Annotated in this window: 15 protein-coding genes; 11 read left to right on the top strand and 4 right to left on the bottom strand. The window is 40.3% G+C overall.

The window, feature by feature from the left end; translation table 11 throughout:
• Window positions 1-167: 167 nt before the first annotated feature.
• From hslO to M1F25_RS00480, 3 genes are all read right to left on the bottom strand, one after another.
• Complete coding sequence (gene hslO, locus M1F25_RS00490; protein WP_004263166.1) at window positions 168-1,040, bottom strand: Hsp33 family molecular chaperone HslO; 873 nt, start codon at window positions 1,038-1,040, stop codon at window positions 168-170.
• Between the two features lie 39 nt (window positions 1,041-1,079).
• The gene (hslR, locus tag M1F25_RS00485) at window positions 1,080-1,490 is read right to left on the bottom strand and encodes a ribosome-associated heat shock protein Hsp15 (RefSeq protein WP_004263168.1); all 411 of its coding nucleotides are present in this window, start codon (window positions 1,488-1,490) and stop codon (window positions 1,080-1,082) included.
• 64 nt (window positions 1,491-1,554) lie between these two features.
• Window positions 1,555-3,648, bottom strand: a complete 2,094-nt coding sequence (locus tag M1F25_RS00480; RefSeq protein WP_004263171.1) for an IgaA/UmoB family intracellular growth attenuator — start codon at window positions 3,646-3,648, stop codon at window positions 1,555-1,557.
• Between the two features lie 325 nt (window positions 3,649-3,973).
• Here M1F25_RS00480 and nudE point away from each other — a divergent pair, with 325 nt between their 5' ends.
• A complete protein-coding gene (nudE, locus tag M1F25_RS00475; protein WP_094962884.1) occupies window positions 3,974-4,525 on the top strand; it encodes an ADP compounds hydrolase NudE in 552 nt (183 codons plus the stop codon).
• 156 nt (window positions 4,526-4,681) lie between these two features.
• Here nudE and mrcA read toward each other — a convergent pair whose 3' ends face one another.
• Window positions 4,682-7,198 carry a peptidoglycan glycosyltransferase/peptidoglycan DD-transpeptidase MrcA gene (gene mrcA / locus M1F25_RS00470; RefSeq protein ID WP_112308027.1) on the bottom strand — a complete coding sequence of 839 codons (2,517 nt, stop codon included), beginning with the start codon at window positions 7,196-7,198 and terminating at the stop codon, window positions 4,682-4,684.
• 116 nt (window positions 7,199-7,314) lie between these two features.
• Between mrcA and M1F25_RS00465 the strand changes: the two genes are divergently transcribed.
• From M1F25_RS00465 to M1F25_RS00420, 10 genes are all read left to right on the top strand, one after another.
• The gene (locus tag M1F25_RS00465; protein ID WP_181488977.1) at window positions 7,315-8,145 is read left to right on the top strand and encodes a pilus assembly protein HofM; all 831 of its coding nucleotides are present in this window, start codon (window positions 7,315-7,317) and stop codon (window positions 8,143-8,145) included.
• Window positions 8,146-8,148: 3 nt separating this feature from the next.
• Window positions 8,149-8,694, top strand: coding sequence for a PilN domain-containing protein (locus M1F25_RS00460; protein ID WP_004263186.1), 546 nt, complete (start codon window positions 8,149-8,151; stop codon window positions 8,692-8,694).
• Window positions 8,687-9,235 (top strand): hypothetical protein, encoded by a 549-nt coding sequence (locus tag M1F25_RS00455; RefSeq protein ID WP_110592746.1) that lies wholly within the window; start codon window positions 8,687-8,689, stop codon window positions 9,233-9,235. Before M1F25_RS00460 ends, M1F25_RS00455 begins: the two co-directional genes overlap by 8 nt.
• A complete protein-coding gene (locus M1F25_RS00450; RefSeq protein WP_405127808.1) occupies window positions 9,228-10,292 on the top strand; it encodes a transporter in 1,065 nt (354 codons plus the stop codon). The genes M1F25_RS00455 and M1F25_RS00450 overlap by 8 nt, the downstream gene beginning before the upstream one ends.
• Window positions 10,293-10,799: 507 nt before the next feature.
• A complete protein-coding gene (gene aroK, locus M1F25_RS00445; protein WP_004263200.1) occupies window positions 10,800-11,321 on the top strand; it encodes a shikimate kinase AroK in 522 nt (173 codons plus the stop codon).
• A 45-nt stretch (window positions 11,322-11,366) separates the two neighbouring features.
• Complete coding sequence (aroB, locus tag M1F25_RS00440; RefSeq protein ID WP_004263201.1) at window positions 11,367-12,455, top strand: 3-dehydroquinate synthase; 1,089 nt, start codon at window positions 11,367-11,369, stop codon at window positions 12,453-12,455.
• Window positions 12,456-12,716: 261 nt separating this feature from the next.
• Window positions 12,717-13,622, top strand: a complete 906-nt coding sequence (locus M1F25_RS00435) for an SPOR domain-containing protein (protein WP_181488976.1) — start codon at window positions 12,717-12,719, stop codon at window positions 13,620-13,622.
• Window positions 13,623-13,704: 82 nt separating this feature from the next.
• Window positions 13,705-14,607, top strand: coding sequence for an adenine-specific DNA-methyltransferase (dam, locus tag M1F25_RS00430; RefSeq protein WP_004263205.1), 903 nt, complete (start codon window positions 13,705-13,707; stop codon window positions 14,605-14,607).
• Between the two features lie 15 nt (window positions 14,608-14,622).
• Window positions 14,623-15,297: a ribulose-phosphate 3-epimerase gene (rpe, locus tag M1F25_RS00425; protein WP_004263207.1), complete on the top strand. Its 675-nt coding sequence runs from the start codon at window positions 14,623-14,625 to the stop codon at window positions 15,295-15,297.
• Window positions 15,294-15,986, top strand: coding sequence for a phosphoglycolate phosphatase (locus M1F25_RS00420; RefSeq protein ID WP_112308029.1), 693 nt, complete (start codon window positions 15,294-15,296; stop codon window positions 15,984-15,986). The genes rpe and M1F25_RS00420 overlap by 4 nt, the downstream gene beginning before the upstream one ends.
• Window positions 15,987-15,998 lie beyond the last annotated feature (12 nt).

Genomic DNA, 15,998 nt, shown 5'->3' with positions numbered 1-15,998 from the left:
GATCATAATTCTTTACGACTAATTAACAGCGATTGCTATCAAAGAATTGAAAATGTATGATTTTTTTTAATTCATAATGAGACTTAGAGCACGTAATAATGCTTTAAAATTATAAGAAAAAGGTGCAGAATTGCACCCTTGTCACATAATTAGGTTGCTAAATCGTATCAGTGAAGTTGCTGATTTAGCTCATTATTTAACCCCTGAAGATCGGATTCAATAAATACATAATGTGAGCCACAAAATTCACATTCCATATCAATTTTCCCATCTTTGTGCAAAATATCGATAACATCTTCCTTAGGTAAGGTGGCTAACGTACTTTCGCAACGCTCCCTTGAACAAGTACAACGAAACTCGACAGATTGAGGGTCATATAAAGTGACATCTTCTTCATGATAAAGACGATGTAAAACCTCTTTCACATCCAATGTGCTCAGCTCTTGGCCTTTAATCGTGGCAGTCAGTTGCACTAAGTGGTCAAAAAAGTCATGGCTTGTTTCATTTGCTGCTGGCAAAACTTGCAATAACATACCACCTGCACTTGGTTTCCCATCTACTTCACCCACACGGATAAATAAACGGGTTGGTAATTGCTCTGATTGGCGGAAATAGGCATCAATGCTTTCTTCGATAGAATCCCCTTCGATCGCCACAATCCCTTGATAACGTTCACCTTGGTTCGGTGTGATGGTAATAACCATAAAACCGTTACCAATCATTTGCTTGAGAGTGCTACCCGCCACAACTGGGCCATCTACACGTGCAACACCACGCATCTGTTGTAAATTATTACCGTTGATAACCGCCAAATTAACAGGCCCATCACCTTGAATTTGCACAGTAATATCACCATCGAACTTCAACGTTGCCGTCAATAAACTGGTAGCAACAAGTAACTCACCCAACAACCCTTTTACCGCTGTTGGGTAGTCATGGTTTTCTAAAATATGTTCAAAGGTTTCATCAACACTGATCATTTCTCCACGAACAGAATGTTGTTCAAATAAAAAACGGTGGAGTAAGTCTTGGTTTGCCATAATATCTCTCTATTGCTCGGGCTGTTGCTCAGGCCGTCATTAAGACGACTCATGAGAATTTGTTTGTTTAAACTTTAACAGGGTACGCCGTTCTTTCTTATCCGGGCGTCGCTCTGGATGTGGCATCGTCAGTGCATTCATCTTACGCGCTTGTGCCATTTTCTCGCGTTGATTAATACTTTCTATCGTTTCACAGTACAGCAACTGAGCTTCCGGTGCACCTTTGCGCTGGCTACTGATTTGCATGATTTCAACCGTTCGTTCATCATTACCTTGCCGAAGCTTAACGATTCCATGCAGCTCAACAATTTTCCCTGGCTTAGTTCTTTGCCCATTGTAATGGACTTTGCCGCCTTCAATCATTTCACGGGCGACCGCACGCGTTTTATAAAATCGCGCAGCCCACAGCCACTTATCAAGGCGAACAGGTTCTATAATGGATTGATTCATGGGGCCTCCTCAACATAAGTCTGAATCAAACTAAGAAGAGGCTCCCTCTACTTCCGGGATGATGCTATCGACGATAGGAAGGGGGATTAGCCTCAAAGCATTTATCATAATATTCTGTGATATTACGCAAACGCTTCTTATTATTCAAAACACGTAGCACAATCAACGAACCATTTAACAACGCACACACCAACAAAAATAGGATAAAAAGCGCACTACATATATACTGAGATACCACTTTTTCATTGGGTTCTTCATGCAACACAATTTGCAATGTCCCATTGGCATCTACTGATAAATCCGTAATGACACCTTCAATATTGAACGGTGTATTGATCAGAAGATTTGATAACCTTTGCAACTCTTGCCAACGCTGTAATGGCGATAGCTCATTAAAAGAAGCTCCCTGTATCGAATCAACTAAAGGCTTGTTTTCATCACTAATTAATAAAACACCACCAGGAGGCGGACTATTAATTTTGCGCACTTCTCTATCTATTTCTGTCCTGATAAAATCATATATGGTGTCTTCCACGATGTTTTCCAAGGCCTCAGCGCTACCAGCACGCAATAAAACATGAGCCCCTTTTAGTTTTCCCGTAGACGCTTTCTTTACTAAAGAAGGCCAATCATCTGTACTCCCTAGGTTAGTCAGTGCATTTTTTAATTTTAGGCAGTTATCAGAATTATGGCACAGTTGTTCTGTCCCCATGATGATAGCCGAAAAATCAAAGATAATATTCATCCCTGATTTCATAATATCCCGCTGTAATCTTGGGTTAACTCCTGTCGAGTTTTTATCTGGATGCAATTGGCTTTTGACGGTATCAAGCAATGATATTGAGTGTTCAACAACCTCTGATTGAGGTTCAGTCTGTAAACTAACATCATTCCAATAAATACCAGAGCAATCAAACGGCACAAATTGAGCTTGGTTTTCTTTATTCAAATTCGGTGATCGGTAACACATCCCTTTTCCTTGGGCAACTAATGTATCCCCAACTTTGAGCTGACGGGAAGCGAGCTCATTAGGACTCTCAGCCTTGATTTTCTCTGTGCCACCTAGCCACGCAAAACCCAGTTTTATTGGCAAATCTATCGGTTGATATGCAAATATCAGGGCCATCGTTAATAAAGCCCCAACTAACATCAATACATTCTTTTTGAACCGTTTGTACGGGTAATAGCGCTCTTCTTCATGCAAAGAAAGATACTTACCGTGCCTGACCACCTCACCCGTCGTATAAAAATCAATATTAACAGCTTGGTTTTCTTCGTATTTTAAATAATTCGTCCAATGATTAGGGTAGTGCAAGTCAATACCAGCAATAGACGTATTGGTGGAATATTTTTTATCCAGTTCGCCATAGAGTTCCCAGCGCTTTGGTTGGCCATGAATGCATTGAATATCTTGATATTGTCGGGGAAACATCCTAGAACGAAAGAGAATAAGTAACCCAATAATAAACGTAATCGTTGTGATCACTAATCCTGATTCCTGTAATAAAGGAATCGAAACAAGGGTTAAATAACCAAATAAAAAACTCAGGCAGATAATCGCAGCACCAAGCCAACCTGTAGAATGGTGTAGCCGATGTTCTTCATTCGTCTCTTTACGAACTTTCAATCGCTCAATACTATGCTGGCCACGTTCTTGAATTGCCGCATCAGGCCATGTTGAATCGATAGGCATACCCGTTTGCCATTCACTACTGAAATCTTTCAGCGAATGGCTATTCATTGAAATAATTAACGGCAAGTGGTCTGTTTCCACTATTTCCATAACATTTTGGCGTTGCAAAAAAGGCTCAAGCTGTGAAGGGAGCTGAACCTCAATTGTATCAATAAAATAGCGCCAACTATTTCCTTGCTCTTGGCGTAAGTTAAAACGTGTCAATGAATGGCAAACTGTCGCTATGATTGAGTTTTTTTTGATTTGCCATGGATGCTGAGATGTATTTGTTGATATAGCAGCGCAATAATTTAAATACTGGGAGATGGTTTGGTAATCTGAATCAATCATTTTCCTAAATGATGGTGACGCTACAGAAGGTATTTGATAGACGCCAGAATGCCGCCCCCGCCTAAAATATAGGAAGGAAGCCATTATAGTCAGGCTAATAACAATTATAGCCGTTATAATGACATGGTTCAGCATTGTTTCCCCAATGAAAAATGAATAAGAAAAGCATATCAGCCCTCACACTTCCTAAAAATAAGCCGATTCCTATTCTATTTGTAGTTTTTATTTTAAATTACAACATCTTGTAAAAAATGTTTTATTTGTTTACCTGTATTATTTGTTTGAGTCAATTATACTAACAGCATTTTATCTACTCGATAATATCTATCATTTTATTTTGATATAGGTCATAGTTGTATGATGATTTCGAAATACGGGCAGTGCTAGGTAAAACGCGTCTCGTAAATCAATGAAATATGCTTTTAGCAATAGATTTCACTCATCCTGTTCGGAAATCGTTATGACAGAGTTAAAAAAACCTAAAATCTTGAATATTCAAGATGTTGCTCAATCAAAATTATTCAGCATTCAATCAGTTGACCTCGAATTTAGTAATGGTGAAAAACGAGTCTATGAAAGAATGCGGCCCGCAAAACGCGAAGCGGTTCTTATTGTTCCTATCATGGGTGATAACCTCATCCTCATTCGCGAATACGCTGTCGGGATTGAAAGCTATGAATTAGGCTTTCCCAAAGGTGCTATCGACCCCGGTGAAATTGCCATTGAAGCAGCCCAGCGTGAACTCAAAGAAGAAATTGGTTATGGCGCTAATCACATGGTTCAGCTCGCCAAACTGACGATGTCGCCATCATACTTTTCAAGTAAAATGAATATTCTTATCGCTCAAGACTTATACAGGGAAAAACTCAAAGGAGATGAGCCTGAACCTCTACAACAAGAGCTATGGCCAATATCTCGAATGATGGAATTACTGGAACACCCTGATTTCAACGAAGCTCGGAATATTAGCGCACTTTTCTATCTAGAACGTTACCTAAAAAGTGTTAGGTAATAACACTTAACATTACATCTGCTGTATGTTATTTCTATAACTAATCATTAATATAGGTATATAACCTACTGATATATTAAACGTCTCTATAGAAAACACCCCATGTTTTAAACCAACAATGGGGTGCTAATTATAGGTATTTAACCAACAATAATTTTAAAATAGCTCTTGGCTGGCCCCGCCTTCCGTAGAAATTGTCGTACCTACCTCTTGTACCGCATGTTCTTTCGGTTCAGTTCCTTCAATAAAATACTCACGACGGGAGGAACCTAATTTACCTGTTCTGCTATCAATGGAGACCGAAATAACACCTTTAGGCGGTTTCATTGTTTTCACTGGTACCCCTGCCAAAATAGACTTCATAAAGTCGTTCCACATGGGTTGTGCACTTTTAGCCCCGGCTTCACCACGACCTAATGTTCGCCTATTATCATCGAAACCAATCCATGCAGAAGCAACAACATCTGGGCCATAGCCAGAGAACCAAGCATCCTTAGAGCTGTTAGTTGTCCCTGTTTTCCCACCAATATCACGGCGACCACCTAAGTCTCTCGCTGCACGCCAACCTGTACCTGACCAACCAGGCTCGCCATAAATATTGGTCATCATCGCATCCCTAATTAAGAATGCAAGTGGGGTATTAATTACATGAGGTGCATATTGGTCACCAGAGTTCCCGTCTAAGTTAGCTGCCGTCGTTAATTCCATTGTTGGCTCTTTTATGACGGTATTATCGCCTGATTGTGTCACTTCTTCGGTAGACTCATCATCAATACCGTTGCTCACAATAGTGCGTTCCGTATCACCATAAATTACCGGAATATTCGTGCAATCAGGGCATGCTATTTTAGGGTTGGCTTCGAAAATAACCTCATTATTATGATTTTCGATCTTCGAAATGTAGTATGGGTCAATCAAATACCCACCATTGGACATGACAGCATATCCACGAACCATTTGCATTGGTGTAAATGATGGAGCACCTAACGCTAATGCTTCAGTACGGTTAATATTTTCCGCTGGAAAACCAAAGCGAGTCAGATAATCAGCCGCATAATCCACCCCCATGGCTCTCATCGCACGAACCATCACAACGTTTTTTGATTGGCCTAAACCTTGACGTAAACGAATAGGCCCATCATAGCGAGGAGGTGAATTCTTAGGACGCCAATCAGAACCTGCACCTGCATCCCAACGGCTAATTGGTACATCATTAAGTAATGATGATAATGTCAGGCCTTTATCCATTGCCGCTGTATATAGGAAAGGTTTAATATTCGAACCAACTTGGCGTAATGATTGGGTGACTCGGTTAAACTCACTCATATTGAAGTCAAACCCACCAACTAGCGCAATAATCGCCCCATCATTTGGATTTAAAGCAACAAATGCCGCATTCGCATCAGGTACTTGCCCTAACCACCAGTTATCTTTAACTTTTCGAACCCAAATTTGCTCACCCACTTGCATGACTGCATTTACAGCTCTTGGCGCGGCACCTTGTTGAGTATCTGAAATAAATTTACGCGCCCAACGCACACCGGTCATTGTAATAGGAATTTGCGAACCATCAGCTAACATCACTTGCGCTTCTGAAGCTGTTGCAGATGTCACAACTGCAGGCATTAAAGGCCCATAAACCGGCATTTTTTTCAATTTTTCGACTATCTGCTCTGCTGTCCAAGCCGTTTCATTCTGTTTCCATAAAACCTCGGCAGGACCGCGATAACCGTGGCGAGTATCGTAGTCGATCAAATTATTACGGACTGCGGTTGTTGCAGCTTCCTGATCTTTACGGATCACCGTAGTGTAGACTTTATACCCATCGGTATACGCATCTTCACCATATTTATCAAACAAGGTTTGACGCGCCATTTCGGCTAAATACGGCGCAGAAAAATCAATTTTCGGCGCATGATACGAAGCAACTATTTTTTCATTTTTTGCTTGTTCATACTGGTCTTGAGTAATGTATTTCTCCTCAAACATGCGAGAAAGAACCACATTACGACGACTTACCGCACGGTCATAAGAGTACAGAGGGTTAAATGTAGAAGGTGCTTTTGGTAAACCTGCAATCATCGCAATTTCACTAAGCGTCAACTCATCCACTGTCTTACCAAAATAAACGTACGCAGCTGCTCCGACGCCATAAGCACGGTTACCTAAATAAATTTTATTCAGGTACAACTCCATAATTTCATCTTTAGTAAAAAGCTGCTCAATGCGAATAGCCAAAAATGCCTCTTTAGCTTTACGCATGAGGGTTTTTTCAGGGCTTAAATAAAAATTTCTCGCGAGCTGCTGAGTGATTGTACTGGCCCCTTGAGATGCATGGCCAGAAGACGCCATTACGGTAACCGCACGGAAAATACCAATAGGGTCAATCCCATGGTGCTCATAAAAACGGCTATCTTCAGTGGCGATAAACGCTTTGATCATTAAAGGAGGAATTTCTGCCAGAGGTAAAGGAATACGACGCTTTTCCCCATATTGGGCAATCAATTCGTTATCCGCACTGTATACCTGCATTGGAATTTGCAGACGAATGTCTTTCATTGTTGCTACATCAGGTAACTCACCTTCCACATATTTATACATGCCATAAATCGAGGCGGTTCCCAAAAAAATGCAACAGAAAACAAGAATAAAAAAATATTTTACGAACTTCACCGGAAAATTCCCATGCTCGGCTAACAAGAGGGTTTAGATATCACTAACACACAGTATAAAGCTTATACAGCACAATAGAAATCGTAATTTATTTGTTAATGATAAGGAAATTAACTATGTATACATCAAAATGGAACATTGGGATCGACCTCTATCGAGATAGAATACAGCTAGTCGCTGCAAAGCGGCGCAGACAATACTGGCATTTATGTGAATGTTGGCAACAACAATTACCATTCGAGCTAACTGATAATTCTAGCCATGAACAATATCAAATTTTACTGAATATTTTATTACAATGGCGTCAGAAATTACCTAAAAAGTGTTCCGTATCCTTCGCATTACCCGCTGTCCGTACAATAAAACAACAAATTTCATTACCCAGTGAAAGCAAATTGCCACAACCAGAATTAGGGTGGTATTTACAATCTCAAGCTGAAAAACGTTTTTCTATGCACGCCCAAGAGCTGGTTATCGACTATCGCGTCATCAAACAACAGGTTTATTTTAATGGGGCCCGCCAGTCAGATATTACTTTTTGGCAAAATCTATTTACAGAAAGCGGGTTCAATCTGCTTGCTATTGATGTCGCCCCCATAGCTTTACGTTATGTGGCAAGAAACGCGGGTTTACCCGATGAATGCTGGGTTATTCATTATCGACAAGGTGAATGGCTTTGGTCAGGGCCAATTAGCCAACCAGCTAATTATAACCATTTACAAGATACCGATATACCGACACTTTCCCACTTGCTGCCCTTTATTGATCAAGAAAAAGCCTCACCTATTTACCTCATTACAGATCATGAACAGATTTCTCGTACTGATGAGGTAGCTCACCACTGGGAATTACGCCAAGCTTTTCAACAGCATAATATTAAATTACCACAGTTACTGGGGGATTTTGTGATTGCTGCCGGTCTTGCTTTACGTCATGGAGATATTTAATTGATGGAAATATACCAAGTTAACTTTCTCCCTTGGCGCCAACAGCAAATAAAAAAGAAGATACGAGAGTTTTTACTCTTTTGTTCTGTGGTTTGCTGCTCAGTGATTATAGCGTGTGTTTTTTTATTTATTTTTCAACAAATTGAAATGAAAGACCTAAAAAATAGAAAGCACAATAACCAACTACAATATGAACAGATACAACAATTAGTATTGCAAATCGCGACTCAACAAACACAGATTAATAGCTTAATGAGCAAAAAAAGAAAGATAGATAGCATCATAGTAAATAACCAATTTTTACTTAAGTTACTACAAAACCTTCCAACTCTAACTCCACCCAAAAGTTGGCTAACAAATCTACAGTTAATGAATAACAAAATAGAGATCAAAGCTAACAGTTATGATTTTCAAGATATCAATTCGCTTGGCTTACAACTTAAAAATCACCCAGGTTTGAGTGATATTCAATTGAAAAAAATCAGCCGAGTGAATCAATTAAACCGTTTACACCTCACAGCCAAATATCAAGGAGTGCTCGATGAATGAGTCCATACATTCTTTTTGGTATCGCCCATTTTGGCAACAAACCCTACCTGTTTGGTTCTTAATTGTGCTTTGTATCACTGCGGGGTATTTTTTATACTGGAAAAAAAATCAAAATCAGATCATGGAATTAACCATTGAGAACCTGAATTTAATTGAAGCAATTACAAGAGAAAAGAAAGCTCTCTATCACTCACCTTCGTTACAACAACTTGAAAAACAAGCTCAATCACTAAAGCAATCCGTTGATATTAAAGAAGCGCCTCTTGAATTACTGACACAGTTAAATACCTTGCTCTCACATTCATCTGTGACACTTAATCAATTGCAACCAACAGATACCAATACCTATTTTATGGAGTTCCAAGGTCACTTCATTCCTATTTATCACGTTATAGAACAGCTTCTTACCCTTCCTCAAACCCAGAGATGGCATTTTCATGACATAAAAATATATTTAAAACAAGGAATTATCATCACCTCCATCTCATTTTCATTGTTCAACGACACTCTCGCTATCAAGGATGAAAACCGCAATGAATAGCTCACGAACTAACATCCTCATGCTGATTGCTGGGGGACTCTTCTTTTTATCTTCATTTTTAATCTCTGCCGAAGAGGTTAGAGATCCTTTTGCACCACTGATACCTCCCTTAGTAATAGAAAACCAGCCTACTCCGGAAACAGCAGTAGCGCAGGTAACGCCAAGTAAAACATCATTAACCCAAAAAATATTTAAATTAATCTCAACCAATGTCCAAGAGGTTCGTCATCTATTAGAACATCCAGATACTTCGTTATTATCAAAAAATGCCTCTATCCATCACGATATCACGACAAACAGCCTCATTATTAAAGAGGATCCAGATCGATTAGCACTGATTGATGAATGGATAAAACATCAAGATAAGCCAAATAAACAAGTACAGATCACTGCACATATCATTAGTAGCAGCCGAACTGCATTACAGGAGTTGGGCTTAGAATGGGGAATGATGGCAGGTGGAAATCTAAACGCTAATCACTTATATCGCTACAATCGTTACTCTTCAATATCAGGACAATTTGCCTTCAATGTTCTTAGTCTTGGTGATGGTTTACTTGAAATGAAACTGAAAGCATTAGAAAAAGAAAATCTGCTTTCTATTATTGCGAGTCCTCGTTTAGTTGCTTCGCATCAACAACCCGCAAGTATTCAGCAAGGTACAGAGATCCCCTATGTCACCAGTAATGACAAGAAAACACACGTACAATTTAAAGATGCCGTTCTGGGTATGGATGTTACCCCCTCGATTGTGCGTGATGAAAAAATTGAGTTAAACCTTAAAATTAGTCATAACTCACCCGATACTGCACTCACTAGCAGCCAACATCATCACTTAGCCATCAATAAACAAGAAATCGCAACTAACGTAACCATCAAAAATAATGAAACCCTTATCCTTGGGGGAATTTTTCAGCAAAAACAAGAAAAAACAGAGATGGGCTTACCCTTTTTATCTCATATCCCTTTTCTAGGTACATTATTCACAAATACGGCAAAGCATACAGATAAGCGTGTCCTTATTGTTTTTATAACACCAAAACTTATCAATATTTAACATGGAAAAAATAACGCATATACTTCAAATAGTTGAATACACAATAAGTCAAAGATGACAAAAAAAAATATTTTTTATGGCATAAACCTACCGGATAAATTTGACGCTGGCGTCGTTTTAGCATACAAGGTTATCCATTGAGTGTTCTAACTATCCGTAGATTAAAGAACAAGCTGTCAGTCGCTTATAAAACAGCCACAATTAATGTTGCTCTATTCTTAACAGAAATAACTTGCTGATACCAATAGCTAGAAACTGTTAAAAAGCATGATAAACAAGGCATTAGACAACATAGACGGCTCAAGTATCGAAACCTGTAATTTTAAATATGGCACTTTGCTTGCTTAGTGCCATATTTATATAGTTGCAATTCAGGTTGATGTATTGAGATAATTTTCTTATCTGATCTCACATCATCACTTATGAGGTTTCAGTTTAGGTCCCGCCGCTAATCTGATTGGCGGGGCGGGTAATCATTAACGAATAATCGTAGTAATACCAAAAAACATGGCAGAGAAACGCAATATCTTTCTGGTTGGACCAATGGGTGCTGGCAAAAGTACTATTGGCCGTCAGTTGGCTCAACAGCTTAATATGGAGTTTTTCGACTCTGATCACGAGATAGAAAAACGCACTGGCGCAGATGTAGGCTGGGTATTCGACCTTGAAGGTGAAGAAGGCTTTCGCGATCGCGAAGAAAAAATCATCAATGAGCTTACAGAGAAACAAGGCATTGTATTAGCAACAGGTGGTGGCTCTGTTAAGTCTAAAGAGACCCGTAATCGCCTATCCGCTCGCGGTGTCGTTGTTTATCTTGAGACCACCATTGAGAAACAATTATCTCGTACACAACGTGACAAAAAACGTCCACTGCTACAAGTTGACGAACCCGCACGTGAGGTTCTTGAGAAACTGGCTGACGAACGTAATCCTATGTATGAAGAAATTGCTGATATTACCATTCATACTGATGAGCAAAGTGCAAAAGTTGTTGCCAACCAAATCATTGAACTATTAGAAAAAAACTAATTGTTCATGGTGTTATTTTCAAAAATGAACTCAAGGTAAAGCAAGATGGAAAAAGTCACCGTCACTCTAGGCGAACGTAGCTATCCAATCAATATTGCACCCGGCTTATATCAACAAACCGGGGCATTTGAGCCATTAACTGCGGGTCAACGAGCAATGATCGTGACAAATGAAACTCTTGCCCCTATTTATCTCGATAAGATAAAGAATGCCCTTGAAACTTCAGGCGTAAAAGTTGATACCATCATTCTACCGGATGGTGAACAATACAAATCATTATTCATTATGAATGATGTATTTACCGCATTACTTGAAAAACACCATAACCGTGACACCACCCTCATCGCTCTTGGTGGGGGCGTCATTGGTGACCTAACAGGTTTCGCAGCAGCAAGCTATCAGCGTGGAGTACGTTTTATTCAAGTACCTACGACCTTATTATCTCAAGTGGACTCTTCTGTCGGTGGTAAAACCGCCGTCAATCACCCACTAGGGAAAAATATGATCGGCGCATTTTATCAGCCCGCTTCTGTTGTGGTTGATCTCAACTGCTTAAAAACTCTCCCACCAAGAGAACTTGCCTCCGGCTTAGCAGAAGTCATTAAATATGGCATTATCCTCGATAGTGAATTTTTTAGCTGGCTAGAAGAGAATATTGATGCCCTCGTCTCTCTTGATGACCAAGCGATGGCTTACTGTATTCGCCGTTGTTGTGAACTAAAAGCACAAGTGGTTGCTGCGGATGAAAAAGAAACCAGTGGGTTACGTGCATTATTGAACTTAGGCCATACCTTTGGTCATGCTATCGAAGCGCATATGGGCTATGGCGTCTGGTTACATGGTGAAGCTGTCGCGGCTGGCATGGTTATGGCAGCAAAAACAGCAGAATTACTTGGTCAATTTACTCCTGAACAAACTCAGCGGGTGGTCACACTTTTAGAGCGTGCATCACTTCCCGTCAAAGGCCCTTCACAAATGAAGCCCGATGATTATCTCCCACATATGATGCGAGATAAAAAAGTGATGGGTGGAAAACTGCATTTAATTTTGCCTACCACTATCGGCCATTCGGAAATGCGTTCAGATGTTGATACGCAGACTGTCATTGCGGCAATATCATCCTGTATGTCATAAAACGAAGAAAAAGCTGAATTTTTACTGGCGTTTTAAAATGTTACTGGTAGATGTTCACTAAAGTCGTTAAATTATACGGTATGCCTACGCCTATATACGAAACTCTGAAAAAGCGTATTATCAATACCACTTTGGCTAGCGTGGTATTACGAAAGGATATATGCTTTAAATAAGCAGCGATGTCCTGCTTGGTCGTTAGAGGTTGTACTGATAAGAGACATTTTATCTCTACTATAGGCAAATTTTATTCGGGAGAGGAAAATGGACGAATTTAAACCAGATAACCAGTCTCAAGGTCAAAATGATCTTAGGCCTGATACATCAGATAGACCGACAGGGCGCTCACGCCAATCATCATCTGCTGCAAAACCTAAAATTGCACTTTCACGTCAACATATTATGATTGGTGTGGGTGTACTGGTCTTATTGCTGCTCATTATTGCTATCAGCTCAGCGCTGAAAGCCCCTACAGAGCATGAAAAGCAACAAACAACGGGTGCCAATAATTCACAGAATATCGATTTATCGGGTTCCTCATCGTTGACAAATTCACAAGGTCAAACGCTATCAGGGCAACCGCAAGAAATCACTGGTTCACAAATTACGCCAACGCCAACCCAAGGCGAACCTCAAACTCAACCAAATGGTCTGGGTGAGCGAATCGAAATACCTGGCGATGTAGTTGATGCCTTAAACCAAGGCCAAGTTTCTGTGCCAGGCACTAGCCAGCCACAAAATACGACACCGTTAACGCCACCAACCGTTAAACCTGTGGAACAACAACCCGTAGTCAAACCAGTAACGCCAGAAAAAACACCTGTAAAACCCGTTGAGCCAAAACACCCTGTGCAAACTAAACAGCCAGCAAAATCAACGGCAAGTAGCCAAGGTAGCAATATCATGTCTGCACCAGCAGGTAGCTACACATTGCAACTCAGCAGTGCAAGCCGCTCTGATACACTGGAAGCTTTCGCAAAAGAAAACAAATTGGCCAATTACAAAGTTTATAAAACCATACGTAATGGGCAAACTTGGTATGTTCTTATTCACGGAAATTATAATTCAGTGACCGACGCAAAAAATGCAATAGGGACGTTACCTGCTGCAGTACAAGCGAAAAAACCGTGGGTTAGAAATATGAAACAAGTCAAACAGGATCAAAAATAACAACGTTTTTCCCCGGGCGCATTATGTTGTCCTGACAGAGTATAAATGCAGTTACTCTAAACGATTGTAATAATAAGACGGCATGAAAAAAAAACGCGCTTTTTTAAAATGGGCTGGGGGTAAATACCCCCTTGTGGAAGAAATCAAAAAACACCTTCCACAAGGTGATTGCTTAATTGAGCCTTTTGTTGGTGCTGGGTCAGTGTTTTTAAACACCAGTTATGATTCATACATACTGGCAGATATCAACAGTGACCTCATCAACCTCTACAATACGGTTAAAGACCGCGCTGATGCTTTTATCGAAGAAGCCCAGCAAATCTTCACACCTGAATATAATACTTCCGAACAATATTATTTAATGCGTGAAGCTTTTAACCAATCGACCGATACTGAGAAACGCAGTGTCCTTTTTTTATACTTAAACCGCCACTGCTATAATGGGTTATGCCGTTATAATTCTCGTGGTGAATTTAATGTTCCTTTTGGACGCTATAAAAAACCCTATTTTCCTAAAGAAGAATTACTGTGGTTTGCTGAAAAATCACAAAATGCCACGTTTATGACTCAGCATTATGGTGAAACTCTGCTCAATGCAAAAGAGGGGTCTGTTGTCTACTGTGACCCACCATATGCACCTTTATCAGATACAGCGAACTTCACGGCGTATCACACGAATGCATTTAATTCGCTCGAACAACAAAACTTAGCTATTTTGGCTCAAAAGTTATCAACAGAAAGTAAAATTCCTGTCTTGATCTCAAATCATGATACCCCGATGACGAGAGAGTGGTATTATCAAGCTCAATTGCATATTGTAAAAGTACGTCGCACCATTAGTAGAAATATATTAAACCGGACAAAAGTCAATGAGTTACTGGCATTATATCCGGGTATACCTAATAGCCTTTCTCCTAGAAAAACGGATAAGAAAAAAACGCAGCGCCTTGTACCTAGCGATGAATGGCTCTCAGATAACGATTAATAATCGGAGACAATAATGAAAAACTTTCTCATTGCCCCATCTATTTTATCTGCTGACTTTGCACGTTTAGGCGAAGATACCGCCAATGTTCTTGCAGCTGGTGCCGATATCGTGCATTTTGACGTTATGGATAACCACTACGTACCCAACTTAACGTTTGGCGCACCTATATGTAAAGCACTGCGAGACTACGGAATTACTGCACCTATCGATGTTCATTTAATGGTGAAGCCAGTTGACCGCATTATCCCAGATTTTGCTAAGGCCGGTGCAACTCATATTAGTTTCCATCCTGAAGCCAGCGAACATGTTGACCGCTCATTGCAGTTAATTCGCGAACATGGCTGTACCGCGGGGTTAGTATTTAACCCAGCAACGCCACTTAGCTACCTTGATTACGTCATGGATAAAGTCGATATGATCCTGCTCATGTCTGTGAACCCAGGTTTTGGAGGCCAATCCTTTATCCCACAAACGCTCAATAAATTGCGCCAAGTCCGTAAATTAATTGATGAAAGTGGCTATGATATTCGTTTGGAAGTCGACGGCGGTGTCAAAGTGAATAATATCGCAGAGATTGCAGCGGCAGGTGCCGATACCTTCGTTGCGGGTTCTGCTATTTTCGACCAACCGGACTATAAAACCGTCATCGACGCGATGCGTAACGAATTACAAAAGGTATCTCAATGACTGAAGTGGTATTAGAGAATATCAAAGCGATCGCTTTCGATTTAGACGGCACACTCGTAGACAGTGCAGCTGGCTTAGCTGAAGCCATCGACAACATGCTCAAAGAATTTAATTTTGCCCCTGCAGGTAAAGAACGCGTTTCTATTTGGGTAGGCAATGGTGTTGATGTGTTAGTTGAACGCGCACTTTCATGGGCGGGTGCCGAAATCACACATGAGCTACAAAAAAAAGCTCGGGCCAGTTTTGATAAATTCTATGCAACGTCCGTCACAACAGGCAGCCAACTGTTTCCTGAAGTAAAAGATACTTTAGAGCAATTAGCAAAACATGGCCTACCTATGGGAATTGTTACTAATAAAGCGACCCCATTTATTGCGCCATTATTGAAGAAACTAGGTATTGAACACTACTTTTCTCTAGTCTTGGGTAGCGATGACGTCAAAGCTTTAAAACCGCATCCTGCTCCCCTCTACCTAACGATGGGAACATTCGGTTTACGTAAAGAAGAATTGCTTTTTGTCGGCGATTCTCGTAATGATATTATTGCAGCGAAAAGCGCTGAATGCCCGTGTGTCGGTCTGACCTACGGTTATAACTATGGTGAATCTATTGCACTGAGTGAACCGAACTGTGTATTAACACATTTTTCTGATTTATTACCTGCAATCGGGTTATCTGAAATAAAATAAGCAAGGACATAA

Origin of the sequence: Providencia sp. PROV109 (assembly GCF_033681625.1) — a bacterium.
Lineage (GTDB): Bacteria > Pseudomonadota > Gammaproteobacteria > Enterobacterales > Enterobacteriaceae > Providencia > Providencia hangzhouensis.
This window is presented reverse-complemented; position numbering and strand designations above follow the sequence as displayed.